Source organism: Enterococcus avium (assembly GCF_002891025.1).
Taxonomy (GTDB): Bacteria; Bacillota; Bacilli; order Lactobacillales; family Enterococcaceae; genus Enterococcus_A; species Enterococcus_A avium.
Genome location: NZ_NBSL01000003.1, coordinates 463,583 through 484,168 on the forward strand (window position 1 = coordinate 463,583; position 20,586 = coordinate 484,168).

The 20,586-nt window shown below is 39.2% G+C and carries 19 protein-coding genes; 16 read left to right on the top strand and 3 right to left on the bottom strand.

The window, feature by feature from the left end:
* Positions 1–141: 141 nt before the first annotated feature.
* The 7 genes from ppdK (at position 142) to AUF14_RS17970 (ending at position 10,703) form a co-directional block, all read left to right on the top strand.
* A complete protein-coding gene (gene ppdK / locus AUF14_RS17940; RefSeq protein ID WP_102866363.1) occupies positions 142–2,751 on the top strand; it encodes a pyruvate, phosphate dikinase in 2,610 nt (869 codons plus the stop codon).
* A 632-nt stretch (positions 2,752–3,383) separates the two neighbouring features.
* Positions 3,384–4,802 carry a dipeptidase PepV gene (gene pepV, locus AUF14_RS17945; RefSeq protein ID WP_016178794.1) on the top strand — a complete coding sequence of 473 codons (1,419 nt, stop codon included), beginning with the start codon at positions 3,384–3,386 and terminating at the stop codon, positions 4,800–4,802.
* Positions 4,803–4,887: 85 nt separating this feature from the next.
* Positions 4,888–6,807, top strand: a complete 1,920-nt coding sequence (locus tag AUF14_RS17950; protein ID WP_048718185.1) for an OPT/YSL family transporter — start codon at positions 4,888–4,890, stop codon at positions 6,805–6,807.
* The gene (locus AUF14_RS17955; protein WP_049219628.1) at positions 6,800–7,165 is read left to right on the top strand and encodes a PqqD family protein; all 366 of its coding nucleotides are present in this window, start codon (positions 6,800–6,802) and stop codon (positions 7,163–7,165) included. The genes AUF14_RS17950 and AUF14_RS17955 overlap by 8 nt, the downstream gene beginning before the upstream one ends.
* Positions 7,166–7,455: 290 nt before the next feature.
* Positions 7,456–8,139, top strand: a complete 684-nt coding sequence (locus AUF14_RS17960) for a DUF6088 family protein (protein WP_102866364.1) — start codon at positions 7,456–7,458, stop codon at positions 8,137–8,139.
* Positions 8,120–9,040: a nucleotidyl transferase AbiEii/AbiGii toxin family protein gene (locus AUF14_RS17965; RefSeq protein ID WP_102866365.1), complete on the top strand. Its 921-nt coding sequence runs from the start codon at positions 8,120–8,122 to the stop codon at positions 9,038–9,040. Before AUF14_RS17960 ends, AUF14_RS17965 begins: the two co-directional genes overlap by 20 nt.
* Before the next feature lie 217 nt (positions 9,041–9,257).
* Positions 9,258–10,703, top strand: coding sequence for an IS1182 family transposase (locus tag AUF14_RS17970; RefSeq protein WP_456151923.1), 1,446 nt, complete (start codon positions 9,258–9,260; stop codon positions 10,701–10,703).
* A 10-nt stretch (positions 10,704–10,713) separates the two neighbouring features.
* On the opposite strand, the gene AUF14_RS17975 is transcribed toward AUF14_RS17970, so the two are convergent.
* Entirely contained in the window at positions 10,714–10,992 is a 279-nt protein-coding gene (locus AUF14_RS17975) for a zinc ribbon domain-containing protein (protein WP_102866367.1), read from the bottom strand.
* Between the two features lie 255 nt (positions 10,993–11,247).
* Between AUF14_RS17975 and AUF14_RS17980 the strand changes: the two genes are divergently transcribed.
* The 3 genes from AUF14_RS17980 to AUF14_RS17990 all read left to right on the top strand — a co-directional run bounded on the left by AUF14_RS17980 (position 11,248) and on the right by AUF14_RS17990 (position 15,364).
* Positions 11,248–13,638: a Xaa-Pro dipeptidyl-peptidase gene (locus tag AUF14_RS17980; protein WP_102866368.1), complete on the top strand. Its 2,391-nt coding sequence runs from the start codon at positions 11,248–11,250 to the stop codon at positions 13,636–13,638.
* Positions 13,639–13,781: 143 nt separating this feature from the next.
* Complete coding sequence (locus tag AUF14_RS17985; RefSeq protein WP_102866369.1) at positions 13,782–14,717, top strand: TMEM175 family protein; 936 nt, start codon at positions 13,782–13,784, stop codon at positions 14,715–14,717.
* A 110-nt stretch (positions 14,718–14,827) separates the two neighbouring features.
* Complete coding sequence (locus AUF14_RS17990) at positions 14,828–15,364, top strand: hypothetical protein (protein ID WP_102866664.1); 537 nt, start codon at positions 14,828–14,830, stop codon at positions 15,362–15,364.
* 258 nt (positions 15,365–15,622) lie between these two features.
* On the opposite strand, the gene AUF14_RS17995 is transcribed toward AUF14_RS17990, so the two are convergent.
* Complete coding sequence (locus AUF14_RS17995) at positions 15,623–16,564, bottom strand: magnesium transporter CorA family protein (RefSeq protein ID WP_016178785.1); 942 nt, start codon at positions 16,562–16,564, stop codon at positions 15,623–15,625.
* A gap of 230 nt (positions 16,565–16,794) precedes the next feature.
* Here AUF14_RS17995 and AUF14_RS18000 point away from each other — a divergent pair, with 230 nt between their 5' ends.
* From AUF14_RS18000 to AUF14_RS18020, 6 genes are read left to right on the top strand one after another with little or no spacing between them, the layout of a single operon-like run.
* A complete protein-coding gene (locus tag AUF14_RS18000) occupies positions 16,795–17,685 on the top strand; it encodes an SDR family oxidoreductase (RefSeq protein WP_016178784.1) in 891 nt (296 codons plus the stop codon).
* A 13-nt stretch (positions 17,686–17,698) separates the two neighbouring features.
* Positions 17,699–17,830, top strand: coding sequence for a hypothetical protein (locus AUF14_RS23185; protein WP_016178783.1), 132 nt, complete (start codon positions 17,699–17,701; stop codon positions 17,828–17,830).
* Positions 17,831–17,872: 42 nt separating this feature from the next.
* Positions 17,873–18,445, top strand: coding sequence for an alkaline shock response membrane anchor protein AmaP (amaP, locus tag AUF14_RS18005; RefSeq protein WP_016178782.1), 573 nt, complete (start codon positions 17,873–17,875; stop codon positions 18,443–18,445).
* Between the two features lie 57 nt (positions 18,446–18,502).
* Positions 18,503–18,703: a DUF2273 domain-containing protein gene (locus tag AUF14_RS18010; RefSeq protein WP_102866370.1), complete on the top strand. Its 201-nt coding sequence runs from the start codon at positions 18,503–18,505 to the stop codon at positions 18,701–18,703.
* A gap of 44 nt (positions 18,704–18,747) precedes the next feature.
* Positions 18,748–19,323, top strand: coding sequence for an Asp23/Gls24 family envelope stress response protein (locus AUF14_RS18015; RefSeq protein ID WP_016178780.1), 576 nt, complete (start codon positions 18,748–18,750; stop codon positions 19,321–19,323).
* Between the two features lie 18 nt (positions 19,324–19,341).
* Positions 19,342–19,587 (top strand): GlsB/YeaQ/YmgE family stress response membrane protein, encoded by a 246-nt coding sequence (locus AUF14_RS18020; RefSeq protein WP_016178779.1) that lies wholly within the window; start codon positions 19,342–19,344, stop codon positions 19,585–19,587.
* Between the two features lie 434 nt (positions 19,588–20,021).
* Here AUF14_RS18020 and AUF14_RS18025 read toward each other — a convergent pair whose 3' ends face one another.
* A complete protein-coding gene (locus AUF14_RS18025; RefSeq protein ID WP_049222245.1) occupies positions 20,022–20,351 on the bottom strand; it encodes a hypothetical protein in 330 nt (109 codons plus the stop codon).
* Positions 20,352–20,586: the final 235 nt, after the last annotated feature.

Sequence of the window (20,586 nt, forward strand, 5' to 3'; positions counted from 1 at the left end):
ACCTGTCTTTCATAATAAGACAGGACTTTTTCTGCGCATATATGTGCAGAATGAAATTATATAATCATCTTATTGACTTTATATAAGTCGCGTATTAAACTGTTAGTAGATTAAATAAAACTTTTTTAAGAGGAGAAGCGCATGAATCGTTGGGTTTATTTATTTTCAGAAGGATCTAAAGAACAAAAGGATTTATTAGGTGGGAAAGGTGCTAATCTCGCTGAGATGACCAAATTAGGACTGCCAGTTCCAACAGGTTTCACGGTTACAACAGAAGCCTGCTTACATTATTTAAACCACGGCAACCAGCTGATTGATGAAATGAAGAATCAAGTGATGGAAGCTGTTGAAAAATTATCGACTAAAACAGGGAAAAAATTCAGTGATTTGGAAAACCCATTGCTGGTTTCCGTGCGAAGCGGTTCAAAATTTTCGATGCCGGGAATGATGGACACGGTTCTAAATCTAGGTTTGAATGACAAAACAGTCGCGGCTTTAGCTGAAAACAGCCAGAATGAACGCTTTGCCTATGATTGTTACCGTCGTCTATTACAGATGTTCGGAAATGTCGTGATGGGCTTGGACAATAATGATTTTGAACATCGCATCACAGCACTAAAAAAGGTAAATGGTTTAACCTTTGATAATGAGTTGACTGCGGATCACTGGAAACAAATTGTAAGCGAGTACAAAGAAATTTATCGAAAAAAACTGCAACGAGAATTTCCACAGGACCCGATCGAACAATTATATCTGGCGATCGAAGCAGTATTTGGCAGTTGGAATAACCAAAGAGCCAAGACCTATCGTCGCCTTCATGACATCAGTGATGATTTAGGTACGGCCGTAAATATTCAAGAAATGGTTTTTGGTAATTTCGGTGATACTTCAGGAACTGGGGTCGTCTTCTCACGCAATCCATCGTTAGGCGATCCAGGATTATTCGGTGAATATTTAATCAATGCGCAAGGCGAAGATGTGGTAGCCGGTGTGCGGACACCAAAACCGATTCAAGTCTTAGCGGATGACATGCCTGAGCAATACCAGCAGTTAAAAGGCATCTGCGAAGATTTGGAAAAACACTACCATGATATGCAGGATGTTGAATTTACGATTGAACGGGAGAAATTATTTATCCTACAAACCCGCAGCGGCAAGCGAACATCGAAGGCGGCGTTGACAATCCTGCTAGACTTCTACAAAGAAGGAATTATCGATGAAAAGGAATTAATCAGTCGGATCGAAGCGAAGGATTTGGAAGCAGCCTTGCATCCAAACTTCGATGAAAAAGAATTGAAGAGTCATGAATCCTTCTTATCTGGATTAGCTGCTAGCCCGGGCGCTGCAACAGGAGCGGCATACTTTACTGCCGAAGCAGCGACCGAGGCTAAAGCACGAGGAGAAAGAGTCGTTTTAGTAAGGGAAGAAACTTCGCCAGAGGATATTGAAGGAATCGCCGTCAGCGAAGCGGTTATTACCAGCCGCGGCGGAATGACATCTCATGCGGCAGTGGTTGCTCGAGGAATGGGAATCTGTTCTGTAGTGGGTTGTGAACGACTGACGGTTTTAGAAGAAAATAAAGCGACTGTCGGTGACAAGGTTATCGAGGAGGGCACGATCCTTTCTGTAGACGGAAGCAGCGGAAATATCTACTTTGGTGAGATTCCAATGGAAGAAGTGACCAATACCGTCGCTTTAGACGATCTTCATGAGATTTGGGAACGTCATGCGAAAATTAAGGTTCGTGCCAATGCCGAAACGCCAAATGATATCGAAACTGGTATGGCTTTAGGGGCAGTTGGAATCGGCTTGGCACGGACAGAGCATATGTTTTTTGAAAAGAGTCGATTGTTGCAGTTCCGTCAATTGATTTTGGCTGATAGTCTAGAAGAACGTTTGGAAGTATTAAAGGATTTGAAAAAGGTCCAAAAACAAGATTTCAAATATATGTATGAAGCAGCTAAAGGCAAAGCAACGACGATTCGTTTGCTTGACCCGCCGTTGCACGAGTTCTTGCCAAAAGGTGCGGATGAGTGTCGGGAAGTGGCGAAGGAGCTTGGCAAGACCTATAATGAGGTGAAACGGAAAACCGATAATTTGGCTGAAGTCAATCCAATGCTGGGCTTCCGTGGTCTGCGTTTAGGTGTAGCGTATCCAGAAATCTATCAGATGCAAGCCGAAGCGATCATTGAAGCTGCTTGCGAAGTGACAAAAGAAAATGATTTTGCCATCCAACCAGAGATCATGATTCCATTTACGATTGATGCGCAAGAGTTCGCTCGTGTGCGGGCATCGATTGAAGAGGCAATCCAAAAAGGTTTAGAAGAGCAAAAGCTCGCTGTGGATTATCAAATTGGAACAATGATCGAAATTCCAAGAGCCTGCTTTGTGGCCGATGAAATTGCCAAACATGCTGATTTCTTTAGCTTTGGGACGAATGACCTGACGCAGATGGCGCTGGGCTTGTCTAGAGATGATTCACCACGAATTATTAATCAATACATGGAGACAGGAATTTTTGCGGACGACCCATTCCAAGTCTTAGATGAAGCGGGAGTCGGTGCCTTGATGAAATTAGCTATTGAGCGAGGAAGACAGGTGAATCCGAAGCTGAAAATTGGAATTTGCGGTGAAGCTGCGGCTCATCCAAAGTCAATCGCCTTCTTAAATAACTTGTCTATCGATTATATTTCTTGTTCGCCATTTAGAATACCGCAGGCAAAAATGACCTTGGCTCAAGCGGCGTTGTAAAAGTAGATAAAACAAGAATAAAAAAACAGTTATATGAGTTTTTGATTAAAATATAATATGATTTCAAAAAGAGATAGTCTTTTAAGAGACTATCTCTTTTTTGTTATTGACTGAATTATTCGAAAACTTAATATTAATGAAAGATAACAAATAAATGAGAAACGCAAGAGTTAAATGAATGAAATATAATTTGTAAACGGATACAACCTTCGTTATACTTCTTGTAGGATTTAAATGTGTCATGTCATAGAAAAAGTTCTTTCTTTTTGAATTGCTTAGATAACATATTTTTTTTAGAAAAAACTTTATTTTTGATGAAATTTATCTTATTTAAATTAAATGATAGTTTTTTCACAATGACTTATGAATAAAAATACGGTATAATGCTGATTTGGGAGGTGAAACAAACTGCGGAATTAGGAATCATAGAATAACATTTTGACATTCATGAGCGATCTTTTCCGTTGATTGTTTTGACGTATTGCATCCTCTAAAAGGGACCGTTAATTCGTCTTTTTGAAAAAAAGTTATTCTAAGCTGTCAAAATTTGAGAACGATATTTAGACATGATCTTTCTAATGAATCTAACAGGTTTTAACTTGTTATAAAAAAAAGAAAGCAGGGATTAAACAATGACAATTGATTGGCAAAAAGAAGTAGAAGCACGCAAAGACGACTTACTGAAAGACTTAGGCGATCTTATCCGGATCAATAGTATTCGCGATGTGGAACATGGAACAAAAGAAGAACCTCTTGGACCTGGACCAGCTGCCGCTTTACGTAAAGTATTAGAATTTGGCGATCGCGATGGTTTCGTGACGAAAAATATCGAAAACGTAGCCGGCCATATCGAATACGGTGATGGAGAAGAAATGTTCGGACTATTAGGACATGTTGACGTAGTTCCTGTCGATGACAACTGGGATACAGATCCATTTGAACCAGTGATCAAAGATGGAAAATTGTATGCGCGTGGTTCAGCTGATGATAAGGGACCTTCAATCGCTGCTTATTATGCAATGCGTATTATCAAAGATTTAGAATTACCAATCTCTAAAAAAATTCGCTTCATCTTCGGTACCGACGAAGAAAGTGAATGGGTAGGGATTCACCGTTATATGGAAGTAGAAGAAATGCCTAAAGTAGGTTTTTCTCCAGATGCACAATTCCCAATTATTAATGGTGAAAAAGGAATCTTGTCTTATGAAGTAACTTTCGCGCCTAAAACGAATGCTGAAGCTGGCGACTTTGATCTAGTAAGCTTCAAATCAGGCTTACGTACGAACATGGTACCAGGGGATGCAACAGCTGTTCTTAAAGTAAATGATGAAGCAAAAGTTGCTGATATGAAGGCTGCATTTGACGCATTTATCGAAAAATCAGAAGTGAAGGGTGAATTTGCTGAAAACAACGGCGAAATCACGATTACTGTAATTGGTAAAGGTGCTCACGCACAGGAACCAAAATTCGGCGTCAACTCTGCAACATTCTTAGCAGCATTCTTAGCTGACTACAACTTAGACGGCAATGGCGCTAACTATATTCAAACAATCGCTGAATATATGCATTTAGATTACAACGGTAAGAAATTAAATGCTTACACAAAACACGATGTAATGGGTGAAACAACTTCATCAGCGAACTTGTTCGATTACAGTGCAGATGGCGACAAAAAAGTTACCTTAAATGTTCGTCATCCAGAAGGCATCGACAAAGATACAATCTTAGCCAACATGGAAGAAGTTCTTAAAGCTGCAGATGTTTCAATCGCAATCATCGGTGATGTGAAAACTCCTCATTATGTTCCAGCGACTGATCCATTAGTGAAAACATTATTGGACGTTTACGAAGAACATACTGGTCTTGAAGGCCACGAAGAATCAATCGGCGGGGGTACTTACGGTCGAATCTTAGAACGTGGTGTCGCATATGGCGCAATGTTCCCAGGTGAAGAAAACGTAATGCACCAACCAAATGAATTTATGCCTATTGATAGCTTGTTCAAAGCAACAGCTATTTATGCTGATGCTATTTATCGCTTAGTTAAATAGTCGGTATTGAGAGACAGGAATCCTGTCTTTACAGGATTCCTCATCTCGATGGGGAAATGATAGTAAGGAAGGAATTTCAAAGATAATGAAAAAACTCTCAAAAGACGCTTTTGGTGGAGTAGCGGGGAAAGATTATGTCCCGTATGTAGCTGATAAGCCTAAAAAAGCAGGTTCACCAATCATCATGATTTTAGGTATTTTGCTTGCTGCGTTGTTCGCTGCGTCAACTGCTTATTCAGGTATGAAGGCTGGTTTAACTGTAGCCGCAGGTATTCCAGGCGCAATTATTGGATCAGGGCTAGTCGCTCTATTTGTAAAACCTAAAACAATTTTAGGTAAGAACTTATTGCAATTGATGTCAAGTGGTGGGGAATCTGTAGCATCAGGGATGATTTTCGTATTGCCAGCCGTTATTTTAGTCGGTGGTAAAGTGAACTTCATCGAAGGTGTCGGCTTAGGAATCGGTGCTGTTTTATTAGGTGTCGGTGTATTCTCAATCGTTCAAGATTACATGCTAGTCAGCGAACACGGTAAATTAGTTTATCCAGAAGCAATGGCGATCTCTGAAACATTAGTCGCTTCAGATACTGGTGGCGATTCATTAAAATACATGGGAATCGGTTTTGGAATCGGCGGTATCTTAACTGCATTAACTGGCTCTGTATTTGGCATTATGAATAATGTTATCAGTTATGTAAATGAAAGCTTCTACAAATGGAAATTTGAAACAGAAGTAAACCCATTATTAGCAGGTATCGGATTTATCGTCGGAATGGACGTATCAGTCTTGATGTTTGCTGGTTCGATCTTAGCAAACTTCGCGATCGCGCCATTATTAGGCTACTTCATGGAAATGGCTAACAGCAATGCCCATGTTTGGGATAACGCGTCTCAATTATTGAGTGCTTCAAACTTTGCAGTGATTTCCGGTTCTTATGTTAAATACATCGGTGCTGGTATGATGATCTCTGGTGGATTGATCGGCGCGATCAAATTGATCCCAACAATCATTTCATCAATTTCTGCAACGATGAAAGGTCGTAAAGACGGTGTCGAACAAGAAGGCGGCGGTATGTTGCCGTTGATCGTTGGTGCTGTTGTAGGTATCGTAATGGGCTTCGTTATCACTGGAAGTGTTGCAATGGCACTTGTTGGTGGTTTGTTGTCAATTATCTTAAGCTTCCTATTCGTTATCGTTGCAGGTCGTTTGACTGGTACGATCGGTACCTCAAACTTACCAGTATCTGGTATGACGATTGCGTCAATGGTTATCTTAACATTAGTCTTTGTAATGATGGGCTGGACTTCAGCTGAAAATACACAACAATTATTGATGTTTGGTACATTTATCGTATTAGCGATCTCAGTAGCTGGTGGTTATTCTCAATCACAAAAGGTTACTTTTGTAATGGGCGGAAACTTCAACGAAGGTCGTCGTTACTTCTTGATTTCTAACATTGTCGGTGTGGTTATTGTTACTGGTATGATGGTAATCTTATCTCCACAATTAGCAATTACTGGATCAAATCCTCCATTTGGTTTGCCGCAAGCGAACCTGATGGCGACATTGACTTCAGGGATTACGTCAGGTTCACTTCCATGGCATATGATCATCGCTGGTATCGCAATGGGTGTTGTATTACACTTCATGAAGGTTCCAATTATGACATTTGCGATTGGGTTCTATCTGCCAATCTCAACAACGTCAATCATCTTAGTTGGTGCGTTGATCCGTCGCTTAATCGATGAATTAAACAAAAAAGAAACAGAAGAAGTTGCTGAAGAACGTATCACTTTAGGTGTCAGCTTGTCTTCAGGTTTGATCGCTGGTGGTTCAATCATCGGCTTGATCGGAATCATCTTACAAGTAACTGGCATCATCACTCCAGGAACTCCTTCAGGCTTCCTAGGCTCTAACGGTTCAGCAATCTTGCTATTAGTAATCTTAGTTGTTGCGATCATCGTTCCGTTATTAAGTGTGAAGAAAGTGAAACACAATGACTAAAGAACAGCCACAAGCTGTGAACCCTGAAACACAGGAGCTGCTAAAACGCGTTTATCGCCTCAAAGAGGATCTGCATTACGAAGTTCGTGACGGTATCGTATTTGTCATCACGGAACAAAATGCTTGGATTCAACGAGTATTACGCAAAATTCACTATAAGATTCCAGAAACCTCAGAGATGGAATTGGATAAATACGGCAGCTTTATTCTTCAACAAATTGATGGGAAACGGACGGTTAAGGAGATTGGCGAAAACCTTGGTTCAGCCATAGAAGAAGCCAATAATCAACTGTACGATCGTTTATTGATTTATTTGCATCATTTAGAGAAGAATGAAAAATATATTGAATTAGTTTAAGAAAGAATTCCTTCAGGCGATTGCTTGAAGGAATTTTTTTGCGAGTTATACTTTCTGCAGTTTGAGGAATCAAAAAGGTCTTTTGAGAAGCAAACAGAAGTATTTTTCTGAAATAGTCTAACTGATTGATATAGACAAGAAAACCAGGGTATTGTTCATGCTTAAAAATAATTTCTCCAAAATGATCTAGCTGTCGCTTTTAAACAGAATAATCTCATTTTGTCTCGAAATTTCTAAATTAATTTGAAATTATTTCTAATCCTGTTTATAATGAATCTGAGGTGATAGGTATGTCTAAAATGGCGAACTTAGAAAAGAATCTATATGACGATTTTGGAAACAATGAGCCGATCATTATCAAAGAGATTGATTCAGAGAATAGGTATGATATTGATAAAGATTCATTTAGAAAATACTTATCTAGACTTCATGAAGAGGACAAAATTGAACGCTTTGATAATGGAATTTACTATTTTGCCACCTTGAATCAATACTTTAATGAAAAATCAAAATTGAGTGAGAACAAAGTCATTGAAAAGAAGTACATTCGCAACGACAATGTTGTCTATGGTTATATAACGGGATACAGTTTTGTGAACTATTTAGGTCTCACAACCCAAGTACCACAAGTGATTGAAATTGTTACAGGGAAAATTTCAAAGTCGATGACGGAAAATTTTAGTACCAGTTATAAACTAAAGAAAACCAGAGTTACTATCACAAAGGATAATTATAAATTTCTACAAGTACTGGATCTTTTGACTGATTACATGCCTTTGATTGAGGTGGACATTAGAGTCGTTAAAGACAAAGTTTTCAATTATCTAAAGGGGATAAAACTTACCGATACTGAAATAAAAAAAATATTGATCGCTTATCCTGCTAAAACATCAAAAAGTATTTTTACAGCTGGTTTTGATGAAATTGTATACAGCTTAAAGAAGGAAAATGATAATGTATCTATATCAGAATAGAAAACTTTTTGAAGATTTGATCATTAGAACAGCTGAATATTTTAGTCTTTCTGAAGAAATTATTGAGAAAGACTATTTCGTTTCTTTATTTCTTAAGAGAATTGCTGAAGCTAATCCCAATATTGTCTTTAAAGGCGGGACTTCACTCTCAAAGGCTTATCAACTCATCGAGCGTTTTTCTGAGGATATTGATTTGTCTTATTTTATTAAGGATCATGGTGCCCCTTCTCAAAGCAAACGTAAAGAATTAACGAATACCATTAGAAATGTTGCCAGTGAGATGTCTTTGAAGATTCTGAATGAGGATGAAATCAGAAGTAGAAATGTTTATAATCGCTACAATGTCGATTATTCCTCATTATTCAATCGAGGAGACCAGTTAAAATCGGCTCTTATTATCGAAACGTATGCCCAAAACAGTTCATTTCCTGTCAATAAAAAGGACGTTTCGAACTACATTTTTCAGATGAGTTCTTCAGTGGGAATATCGGAGTTGGCGAAGGATTTTCCTGAGCTTTTTCCATTTAAAATGAATGTGCAAACATTGGAAAGAACATTTGCGGACAAAATTTTTGCACTCTGTGATCACTATATGATCCGTGAACCGAAACATTATTCAAGACATCTGTATGATCTATATTATCTTTTTCAAAAAGAGAGTATAGATTGGGACAGTTTTTCAGAGACATTTGAGGAAGTGCGATTGATTCTTCAAAAAGATTTGAAACGAAATCCATCAAGTAATCAAACGATAAATATCAATAATATAATATCTCAGATAATGAAGGAAGATTTTTACAAAGCGGACTATGAATTGAGTACAATGTATTTGGCAACCAACGCACCAAAATATGAAGAAGTGAAAAGAGTTCTTTTATCGTTCAATAATAGATTGATTTAAATTCGAGTCCTTCAAGTTATTCGCTTGAAGGACTTTTTGGGCTTTAAAAATAGTAATAAGCGATAAGTGGAATGACGATCTGAAGAATTAACCTCAATCTAAAAAGTCGTCGTAATTACGACGATTCAGACTGTAGACAAAGTCCATTTTATGGATGATGTCTACAGTCTTTTCTTTTATAATAGATTTATGAAAACGAATGCAAGGAGTGATAGTTATGATGTCTAAAAACAATACGAATGGTAGAAATCAATTTGCGATGCTTACGATTGATGATCTAGTTCCTCAAGATCATCTCGTTCGAAAGATTGATGCCGCGCTTGATTTTGAATTTATTTATCCAATCGTCGAAGCCACTTACTCCGATTTAGGTCGCCCAAGTATCGATCCAGTGATTCTGATCAAATTGGTGTTTATTCAGTATTTATTCGGTATCCGTTCCATGCGACAAACCATTAAGGAAGTCGATACCAATGTCGCTTACCGCTGGTTTTTAGGCTATTCCTTCGAGGAGAAAATCCCCCATTTCTCAACTTTTGGAAAGAATTATGTCCGCCGATTTAGAGAAACGACGGTGTTTGAGGATATTTTTGCCTATATTTTAGAACAAGCAGTTAAAGCAGGTTTTGTAACAGAGGATCATTTGTATCTTGATTCTACCCACATCAAAGCTAACGCCAATAAACATAAGTTTACGAAAGAAATGACCCATGATGAAGCGAAAGCCTATCAGGATGAATTAGAAGATGAGATCAATCGTCAACGAATAGAGGCCGGAAAACGCCCTTTTACTTTGGACTTAGAAAAGGAAGTGAAGCTGAAAGAAAGAAAAATAAGTAAGGCTGATCCGGAAAGCGGCTACTACGTCAAAGGCGAACGAGAAAAACAATTTGCTTATTCTGCCCATACTTCATGCGACGACAACGGATTTATTCTTAGCACAATCATCACTCCTGGAAATATTCATGACAGTCAAGTCGCCTTTCAGCTCGTCAAACAATCGAAGAGACTTTTTCCTGAAATCAACTGTGTTGTCGCTGATGCTGGGTATAAGACACCTAAGTTTGTTCACTTTTTGACTCATTTGAACCTTCGACCTTGTTTGTCTTATTCAAGGCCCAAAGGGAAAAAGGGGTTATTATCAAAAAACGAGTTTCTCTATGACGAGTATTATGATTGTTACATTTGTCCGCAAGATCAAATGCTCGCTTTTTCAACGGTTAATCGAGAAGGGTACCGAGAATACAAATCCAATCCAAAAGAATGTGTGAACTGTCCTCTGCTAAACCAATGTACCAAAAGTAAAAATCATCAACGAGTCATCACGAGACATGTTTGGGGAGATCTGATGGATGAAGTGGAACATCTTCGCCTAACGGATCTGAATAAATCAATTTACAAAAAACGGAAACAAACGATTGAACGAATATTTGCGGATGCAAAAGAAAAGCATGGGATGCGTTGGACCAAGTATCGAGGCTTGGAAAAAGTCGCGACGCATACGATGCTAGTGTTTGCTGCAATGAATTTAAAGAAATTAGCCACCTGGCTATGGAAAGGCAAGGAGCCTTTATTTTTTTGTTCAAAATTTCGAAAGAAATCAGATAAAAAGACGTCTCAAACTCAAATTACGAGTTCGAGACGTCTTTTGTCTACAGTCTGAGTCGTCGTAATTACGACGATTTTTTCCAACGCTTCAACTCAGGAAAGAAGCTGTTCATGAAATCCAATGCTTCTTCTTCTGTTTTCCCTTGTTTTTTCAATATATTAGCTTCCTTCATATGCTGCAGGCTGACGGCGATCATATCCTCCATCGTGCAATCATCGACAAAAGCTCCGTGCTTGTAGCAATATAAGCAGTACTCACTGCTTTCTGAGCCATCGTGTTCGGTTCCATAGACTCCTTTAGTCAATGGCATTCCGCAACTTTGGCAATAGGTCATTTTACTCATTAAAATCCTCCTCTTAATAAAATCCGGTAATCGTTTTCATTGAACTTTAACCGAACTCATCGGTAGTATTTGTTATAATTATTCTATCAGAAAAAAAGGATGCTCGTCCAACTTTTCTAAATTTATTAAGAATCGGTGATAGGTAGAATAACGAGCTCTTGATTGTTGAAGGAAAGTTTGATTCATCGAATAAAAAGCAGTCCTATTTTTCGAATGGCAAACAAAAGATACTACGAACATTAAGGAGAGAAGTCAATGAAGATCAATCAATTTGGTTTAAAACGTGTCTCACTTGAAGAAGCAAAGAAAGAACTGGAGCAGGCCGGTTTTTTGACTATTCATTCTGCAAAGGATGCGGCGAAGTTATGGTTTGAATTTTTACGGAAAAGCTTCTTAACTGTCCGCGATGATAGCGGCTTTATCAATAAGCTGGGTAATTTCTTGGCGGATGAACAGACTGATCTTAGCATGTTTTATCAAGCGAATTCTTCGGTAACGAAGGAAGTTTTTTATACGATGGCTCTGCAGCAGTTGGATTTTGAACCAACGATCGATTTTGAGCCAAAGAATGTTTTAGCAGAAGCTGAAAAGATTGGTGTTCCAATGATTGACGGTGATTTTTCTACCAGAGAGACACTTATCGAAGCCTGGTATTTATTGTTAACGAGTCATACTAAGAATGGCTTGAATTATTTAGATAAATTAGCTTCTGAAGGCTACTACGAAAATAAGGAGGTCAGCAAGCCTTTCTTCTTCAATGGGAAAGCGCAGGCAGTTTTTGATACTGCGCGTTTGATTCGGGAAGTAGTTTACGTGGAAGCTCCGCTAGATACGGATAAAGACGGGAAACGAGATTTACTAAAACTAGAGATTTTACGTCCTGCTGAAACGGAAGATGGGCTACAGGTACCGACTCTATTTACGGCGAGCCCTTATAGTCAAGGTGTCAATGGACCGGCGGGAGAAGAGCTGACTTATGATGTGAATGTTCCATTAGAGCGGAAGGAACCAACCGAAACGACTTATGAGGATATTCGGTACAAACCGGAGCCAGTTGAACTCCCAGCAGAACGGGAAGTGAAGGGCAAGGCGACACATGCGACCGAAACCTTCACTCGTGAAAATAATCATAGCCTGAACGACTTTTTCCTAGCACGCGGCTTCGCGGTAGTTTATGGTTCAGGAATCGGAACACGAGATTCTGATGGCATTCAAACCTGCGGATCGGTCGAGCAGACAACCGCAATGGTGGCTTACATTGAATGGTTGGCTGGCAACCGTCGCGCCTTCACAAATCGAACCGATAATATTCGCATCAAGGCTTGGTGGAGCAATAAAAAAGTCGCGATGACTGGGAAATCTTATTTAGGAACGTTAGCGACAGCCTGCGCGACACGGCAGGTGGAAGGGTTGGAAACAATCATTTCCGAAGCGGCGATCTCTGACTGGTATCAGTATTATCGAGATAATGGCTTAGTTATTGCGCCTGGCGGATTCCCAGGCGAAGACGCAGATGTTCTAGCCATTGAGACCTTCAGTAAAATGCGCAACGCTGGTGATTACCTTCACAGCAAGAAATTCTTCTTGGACTATTTAAAAGATATGGCAGAATGGCAGGACCGGAAATTCGGCAATTACAATACTTTTTGGGATGAACGGAATTACTTGCCATTCATTAAAGATATCAAGTGTGATGTGGTAATGGTCCATGGGCTAAACGACTGGAATGTGAAACCACGTCAAGTCGCTGATTTATGGGATGCGTTGAAGGAGGTTCCTGTTGCCAAGAAATTGATCCTTCATCAAGGGCAGCACATCTACATCAACAATATGCCGTCGTTTGATTTCCAAGATATGATGAATCTGTGGTTGAGTCATAAGCTTTACGGTGTTGAAAACAATGCTAAAGATATTTTACCGGACATCGTTTATCAGAAAAATACAGCTCCAGAAACGTGGGCTACGTTGCAGGACTGGGCGCCTGCCAGCGAAAAAGTCTATCATTTAGGCGAGAAGAGTCTGACAAATAACGTTGAAACAGAACATTACACCTTCAGTGATCAATTACCAAAAGAACAATATGACAGATATACGAAAAATATTGAACTTTGGGAAAAAGAGCTTAAAGAAGAAGGACCAATGGATGGGCACCGCTATTTAGCGAAAACGGAAGCGTTGGAGGAAGCGGTCTTCTTAAATGGTCGTCCTAAGGTAAGGGTCAAAGTAGCTTCAAGTGTTGATTTAGGAATGCTGAGCTTTGAGTTGATCGACTTTGGCACCGCAAAACGCTTGAAACCAACACCAGACGTGGTCGCTTTACACGGATTGCCATTAGGTAGAAATTGGCGGGAAGATAATCTGGTAGAGTTCAAACTAGGTGCGGAAGACGATTACAAGCTGATCTCCCGTGGACATATCAATCTGCAAAATCGTGAGAATGCTTGGAAGAACGACGATCTGAAGGCCAATGAATTCGTAGAGATCGAAGTGGTCTTGCATCCGACGATGTATCATCTACCAGCAGGTCGTCAAATTGGCCTAGCTATTTATGGAACCGACTTTGGAATGACCGTTCGCGGCAATCAAGACATTGATTACACCATTGATTTAGCCGAATCACAATTGATTCTGCCGATGGGTGAATAAATCCTTTAAACCAATCACAGCTTTTGTGGTTGGTTTTTTCTTTTACTAAGTATCACTAGAGCAAAATCTTAGCTCTCCTTATTATTATTCTTTTAAAGTCATTTGGTATATGATAGGTCACAGATACAAAAAGGGGTGGAATAATGAAGGAGCGTGTTGTCGTCTTTGGCGATGCGATTATCGCGATTATTCTGACGATCATCGTTTTAGAATTACCGATTCAAACAGCGGAGAATGGTGCTGTGGATCTATATTCATTATTTAGAGCAGTGGGAATTTATTTTATCAGCTTCTGCTTTGTGGCAAATCTATGGTTTCAAACGGGTTATGCTTTTAATAAAATCAATCAGGTAAAGAATAAGGATTTAGTTATTTACTTACTGCTACTATTTTTCTTATCATTGGTACCATCTGCGACACGTTTGCTGATTGAAGATACGACGAAGCAGACACTTTTGATTTATGGCGTATTGACGCTGATCGTCACGCTAGTAATGCGGCGTTTAATCGTAGCCCTAACAGGACAAGCGATAAAAGATCAGGAGCAACGCAAACGACGTATCAGTGAGTTGAACAAACAAGATATGCTTTCGATCGGATTTCGGATCATCGTTTTGATTTTTGGGATGTTTTACGTTAGACCAGCGTTGATTATCTATTTGGTTCTACCAATCTTGGCTTTTTTGCAAAATATCATCGATCGCGAAGAGGATAGCTTAATTGCGACATTGGACGAGGAACAGCAGGTTGATTATTTTCAGGATCGGAATCAGGTCTGGGGCAACTCGATGCGTCGTTATTCAAGTTTACTGCGGGATTCTATGAAGGGCGATGATGCTCAAAATCCTGATCGCTGGCGGCAGGTCATGGCAGACTGGGAAGAGCATGTGACAAAAGAAATCAATCGACGCAAGCAGAATCTTTCGTCAATGAATGAACATGACAAACGCCGCGCCGAAGCAGAAATCAATCGTTTAGAAAAACAAAAACAACGGATAGCCACGCAGAAAGCTATGACCGAACGGCGTTTCAGTCAGCAGAAAGAACAGGAATTAAATCTTCCCAAAAAAAGAAATTAAGTGCCAAGGCGAAGAGCAGAAGAGCTTTTCGTCTTGGTATTTTTTTCACTCCGAGCTATAATGAGGTATAAATATCGCAGGAGAGCTAGGTGAGAAGGATGTCCTTAACCATGATCGAACACCCAATCAAAATGTATATTCGTCGGGATCTGGGAATCACTGTCGAACAATTCGGCAAGCTCGCAGGTATTCCGCAATCAACCTTAGCAACATGGATCAAGCGCGAACGGCGAGTCGAAAAATTGCCCATCGACTTCTACAGCGCTTTAGCTACCGTTCGCAAACAGAAAATTGAAACCGTATACGGCGAATTATTAGAATGGCAGCAACGCTACGATCGTTACAAACAAGAGAGTCTGCAGGCAATCGCAGAGGAACAGCCCTTATTCTCTTTAGCCGCAAAAGAGGGGCGGACGATTTATCGAATCTATCGCACCAATCAAATGGAGAGCCAATTGCTAGAACCGGCTAGACGTCTAAGAAAAGCCATCGATCAGCTGAATGCGCAAGCATTTATTCAAGTCATGATCGAGATTTACGGAACGGTCGAGGTACCGATGCCGACCTGGATCGTAAAATCCTTTAATAAAAGTGAACTGAAGGAAATCGGTCAGGCGTTTTATAATGAATTATTAATAAAGGGTTAGACTTCGGTTTATTTCCAAAGTTGCTTCTTTTGGAATGACGAATACTCGAAAAAAAGAGTGTGACAATTACTTTTGTCGCACTCTTTTTATGCATTTCATTACGGCTATACTGATTGTTTCTTTTTAGTTACTCGAACGATACCCCAAAGCAAGTGCTTCTCTCCAGTTTAAAAGGCGAATATAGGATTTTGAAAGTAAAAACAACAGGAAAAATAACAGCTATTCCTCCGAAATTGCTCTTTTTTAGGGAAGCAAGTGTTATTTTGAAAAATCCTTTCTATTTAGATGAACCGCAACGATGATTGCTAAAAGCACCGCGACACCTACCACCATAAAGAAACCAATGCTGGAGCCTTTTCCCGGCAAGCCGCCTGTATTCATTCCCCAAATTCCAGAAATTAGTGCGGGGATGGAGATAATCAAAGCGGCAGAGTCTAAATATTTCATCAAGTGGTTTAGATTATTGTCCATCATGTCAGTGAATAATCCGCCGACTGTCTCTAACAAATCACGATAAATATGGATCAGTTTTTCAGCATGCTTTTGATGAAGCTGAATATCATAAACCAATTTTGAATCATTCAAGTCCTGAATGAAGGATTCATTTTCCCACAGTCCGTTTAACGTACTTTTTTGATCAGCAAGAGTGTGATCGAGGTACACGATTTTTCGCTCGGTATCTGCTAATTTAAACAAAGCGTCATTTTCGGTCGTTTTTCTTGCTGCAACGTCCAATTCATCAATATCCTTCTTTATCTCTAACAATTCTTCAATATAGTGAGTATAAAGCATATAAATGCCATACGAAATGAGTTCGGCAAATGTATGAATTTTCTCATGATATTTTTCAAGTAGACGATCAATAAAGGTCGATTCTTTCCCTACGTGGGTGATGAGTAGCGAATCAGAAATGATAAAAATAAGCGGTTCAAGTCGTTCTTCAATTTGCTCTTTCTTTTCAGCGGATAAATTAGTCACTCCCAAAGCATAGCTGTTATTCAGCGCAGTATTTTCTAATGGCTCCAATCGAGAAACCTCTTCTGCATGGTTGCCTCCGACAAAAATATTTTGTGGCAACCGATAATTTTTAATAATTTCTTCTTGTTCTTCCTTCGTCGTATCCTTTAAAACAAGCCAGTTACCTTTACCTGGAGAGACTTCCTGGATATGTTGGTTACTGATCTCAAAATGTTGAATCACGTCATTCATCCTTTCAAAAAAATGATATACATTTATTTTTTACTAATAAATAGTTGGAATAAAGCAGAGGTTATTTCTAATAATTACCCCTGTTAATTTTCTATAACTTATCCTTAATATATTGTCAATTAATAAGCTTAAATAATGTGAATTTGAATATTTTGAGCGAAATATTTCAAAAATAGAATAAAACACGTTACGATATTATTAGAAAGTGAGGAAGAAAAATTATGAAACCAATTTTGAAAGACCCTAGAGAATTATTTTATGGGGGCTCGTTTGAGAAACAGGATCAGAACACTCCCGCACTACAAACCAACATGAAGCCACAACCAGATTGCGGAGAAGAAAGCTATGTTGGTAATGGAAAATTAGAAAATCGCAGAGTATTGATTACCGGAGGCGACTCAGGAATTGGTCGGGCGGCAGCGATTGCTTATGCTCGAGAAGGTGCAGATGTAGCCATTCAATTCTTTCCTGGTGAAGAAGAGGACGCCCAAGAGGTCGCTAAGTACATTGAAGAAGCTGGAAGAAAAGCAGTATTGCTTCCTTATGATTTACGAGATGACGAAGCGCCTAGTGAGATCATCAGAAAAACAGTCGCAGAATTAGATGGATTAGACACACTTGTGCTAAATTCTGCTCAACAAATTTCTCAAGAATCGATTGAAGAATTACCAATTCAGCAAGTAGAAGATACGTTCAAGGTAAATATTATTTCGATGTTTGCACTCGTTCAGGAAGCTTTACCGCATTTACCTGCAGGCAGCAGTATTATTACAACAACTTCTGTCCAAGCTTTCAATCCTAGTGATCACTTGATGGATTACGCAGCAACGAAAGCTGCTATTGCAAACTTCACAGTTGGCTTAGCACAACAATTAGCTAAAAAAGGAATTCGAGTAAATGGTGTTGCGCCAGGTCCAATCTGGACTCCACTTCAATTAGATCAAGGCCAACCTAAAGATGCACTACCGGAATTTGGTCAAGATTCATTGCTAGGACGGGCAGGGCAGCCAGCAGAATTGGCGCCAGTGTATGTTTTCCTAGCTTCAAATGATGCAAGCTATGTTACTGCTCAGATTTATGGTGTCACTGGAGGAGAAGCGATCAATCTGTAAGGAGGGATACGCGATGCTACATTTAATCGAGGCAATCGGGATTTCGTTAATTCTAAATTTGATTTCTTTATTGTTTAAACGCAGACAACCGGCTTTTGCATTGGCACGTGTGAAAAAACAGACAGGAACGGATCGTTACCGTTAAGCAATTAAACAAGTCGTTAAAAAGTTTTTAAGGAGGTGCACTATGAATCGTGGAATAAAAGCAATTGGGATCATTCTTTCATTGATTTTGATGTCCGTGATGCTGATGGTTATTGCCATCAGTTCACCCTATTTGAATCTTCCATTTGGCATTGGACGTGGAGAGTTTTTAAGAAATTCATTGGCAAATTATTACTTCCGCCAATACCTATTTTGGATCGCTCTAGCTGTTACAGTTATCTTGCTTATTGTGATTTTAGTTCTGATCTTTTATCCAAGAGTTAAACAAACATTTGTATTAAAAGAAGACAAGGGACGTTTATCTTTAGACAAAAAGGCAATTGAAGGTTTTGTTCGTTCGAAACTACGAGGTGTAGGCTTTGTTTCATCTCCTGACGTTAAGGTTCGAGCAACCAAGAACAAGATTAAAGTGAAAGTGAAGGGTCAGCTGACTCGAACATCATCGTTAATTGGGAAAACCAATGCGCTAATGACAGAAATTCAGAATGACTTACAAGAAATTCTTGGCAGTCAGGAAAAAATCAAAGTGAATGTTGCCTACAAGACATTTGATGAAGAAGAAAAAAACACCGCAAATCAATCACGCGTACAATAACAAAGAACGATTCATTTAATTTTTAGGAATACAGGACGACAGTTAGGAGGGAGACAGATGGAAAAACTTATCACTCAATACAAGCTCCCAATGATCTTCGGCGGATTAGGCTTGGTTCTGGCCATATTGTTTGTCACGCTGGGATTTTTCAAGACACTCTTGATCGTTTTATTAACAGCGCTTGGCATTTGGCTGGGAAGCTATTTAGAGCAAACCGGCATGATGGACAGCTTTTTCAGTCAACGAAAGAACAATTAATGATTCAATCATCATACAAACCAACTCTATAGGAGGAATTTATAATGGAAAATTACAACAAAAACGGAATGGCCGCAGGCGTTCATACAGATGCAGCAAAAACAAATAACACCGTAAACGTTAAAGGCGAATTAACCTATGACGACAAAGTGATTCAAAAAATCGTCGGTACAGCAGTAGAACAAATCGATGGTCTATTAACAGTCGACGGTGGATTTTTCTCTAATATTGCTGAGAAATTAGTCAATACAGACAATGTGACTGCCGGAATCGAAACAGAAGTCGGCAAAAAACAAGTCGCTGTTGATATGGATGTTGTCATTGAATATGGTCGTGACATTCCTAAAATCGCAGATCGAATCAAGGAAGTTATCCATGATGAAGTGGAGAAGATGACGCATCTTGACGTGATTGAAGTAAATATTAACGTTGTCGATATCAAATCAGAATCTGAATATCAAGAAGACAGCGAAACGGTGCAGGACAAAGTAACAAGCGCCGCAAAAACAACTGGACAATTTGCTTCAAAACAAACAGACAAAGCTAAAAGTGCCGTCAATCGCGGAACAAACAAAGCACAACAAAAAATTGAAGAAAATCGTGAACCACGAGTAAAATAATCAAAGGAGTGAATTAACATGGGTTTATTATGGTCATTAATTATTGGAGCAGTAATCGGAGCAATCGCTGGAGCGATCACAGGTAGAGGAAACAGCATGGGCTGGATCGCTAACATCGTAGCCGGCTTAGTCGGATCAGCATTAGGTCAAGCGTTACTAGGATCATGGGGACCTTCATTGGCTGGCATGGCACTGGTACCGTCGATTATTGGAGCAGTCATTCTGGTCTTGATTGTGTCATTTTTCTTAGGCAGATCAAAATAGATCAGTGATGGTCCACAAAGTCTCAGACAACGTTACGAACAAGTAACGCAGGCATCAAAAAGAGACGTGATAGAACAAAAGAAATAAGGATAAATATCAAAAGAGTGTTTCCCCCGAAGAAGTTTTCTTATATCAACACAGATTCAGTATCAGCAGCAAGCTAAGGAGTATGGATTTTTTAATTCAACAGAGAGTGCTGTCGAAAGCGAATCGAATGATTTGAATGATAAAAGGACTTCCTGTCGTTAACTTATGAACGATGGGAAGTCCTTTTTTGATGAAGCGGGAGTCATAGTACGGAAAACGAACTGAACATATAAGGTAGTTAAGAAAAGCGAACTGATTATAAGCATTGTATAAAAGACATCTAGTTTGGTGAAAAAGCATCAAAGGTGTAAAAAAAGAAGCGAATCATCGCTTCTTTAGAGAGTTAGTTATAATTCTTCCTTGACTGTCTTGGTGATTTTTTGCAGTTCATCGGTCATTTGACCAGAATGTTTGATGATATCTGATACGCGCAGGAAGCTGTTTTTATACATTGCCACTTCCCGGAATTTCTTATATTTTTCTTCGATTTCATTAAAGGTCGCGGCTTTACGGGCGTCATGCTCGACCGTTTCCGAGCTATTTACATAATGCATCCCTAAAAATGAGAGGGCATCATTGATCCCATCTAAAAATGCCTCGTACTCCTCTTGGCGAATCTTGCCGTCAGCCAAACGCTGCCTCTGTTTTTCAATAAACATCTCAACTACTTGTTCCATTCCCAATCCTCCTGTCTTAACGCATTTTACTTGTTGCTCATCCAGTTTATTGTACTATGAAAAGGCTCACTTGTGTTATAAAAAAATAGAATTTTTTTGAGTGAATTGAAAAGATAATAGATTTTAAATTATCAAAGGGAATTTTCGAAATAGTTTGACAGTTTTTCTTTTTTTGGGAATAATAAACAAAAGATTAAAAATAGCTAATAAATTGTTAAATTGAAGGAGACGTTCA

Bases quoted from the DNA above. Each gene is read 5' to 3' on its own strand.
- AUF14_RS17970 (WP_456151923.1), top strand. From the start codon at position 9,258: ATGATGTCTAAAAACAATACGAATGGTAGAAATCAATTTGCGATGCTT.
- amaP (WP_016178782.1), top strand. From the start codon at position 17,873: ATGAATCGTGGAATAAAAGCAATTGGGATCATTCTTTCATTGATTTTG.
- AUF14_RS17985 (WP_102866369.1), top strand. From the start codon at position 13,782: ATGAAGGAGCGTGTTGTCGTCTTTGGCGATGCGATTATCGCGATTATT.
- AUF14_RS17980 (WP_102866368.1), top strand. From the start codon at position 11,248: ATGAAGATCAATCAATTTGGTTTAAAACGTGTCTCACTTGAAGAAGCA.
- AUF14_RS17975 (WP_102866367.1), bottom strand. From the start codon at position 10,992: ATGAGTAAAATGACCTATTGCCAAAGTTGCGGAATGCCATTGACTAAA.
- AUF14_RS18020 (WP_016178779.1), top strand. From the start codon at position 19,342: ATGGGTTTATTATGGTCATTAATTATTGGAGCAGTAATCGGAGCAATC.
- AUF14_RS18000 (WP_016178784.1), top strand. From the start codon at position 16,795: ATGAAACCAATTTTGAAAGACCCTAGAGAATTATTTTATGGGGGCTCG.
- AUF14_RS18025 (WP_049222245.1), bottom strand. From the start codon at position 20,351: ATGGAACAAGTAGTTGAGATGTTTATTGAAAAACAGAGGCAGCGTTTG.
- AUF14_RS17955 (WP_049219628.1), top strand. From the start codon at position 6,800: ATGACTAAAGAACAGCCACAAGCTGTGAACCCTGAAACACAGGAGCTG.
- ppdK (WP_102866363.1), top strand. From the start codon at position 142: ATGAATCGTTGGGTTTATTTATTTTCAGAAGGATCTAAAGAACAAAAG.
- AUF14_RS17965 (WP_102866365.1), top strand. From the start codon at position 8,120: ATGTATCTATATCAGAATAGAAAACTTTTTGAAGATTTGATCATTAGA.
- pepV (WP_016178794.1), top strand. From the start codon at position 3,384: ATGACAATTGATTGGCAAAAAGAAGTAGAAGCACGCAAAGACGACTTA.
- AUF14_RS18010 (WP_102866370.1), top strand. From the start codon at position 18,503: ATGGAAAAACTTATCACTCAATACAAGCTCCCAATGATCTTCGGCGGA.
- AUF14_RS23185 (WP_016178783.1), top strand. From the start codon at position 17,699: ATGCTACATTTAATCGAGGCAATCGGGATTTCGTTAATTCTAAATTTG.
- AUF14_RS17960 (WP_102866364.1), top strand. From the start codon at position 7,456: ATGTCTAAAATGGCGAACTTAGAAAAGAATCTATATGACGATTTTGGA.
- AUF14_RS17990 (WP_102866664.1), top strand. From the start codon at position 14,828: ATGATCGAACACCCAATCAAAATGTATATTCGTCGGGATCTGGGAATC.
- AUF14_RS17950 (WP_048718185.1), top strand. From the start codon at position 4,888: ATGAAAAAACTCTCAAAAGACGCTTTTGGTGGAGTAGCGGGGAAAGAT.
- AUF14_RS18015 (WP_016178780.1), top strand. From the start codon at position 18,748: ATGGAAAATTACAACAAAAACGGAATGGCCGCAGGCGTTCATACAGAT.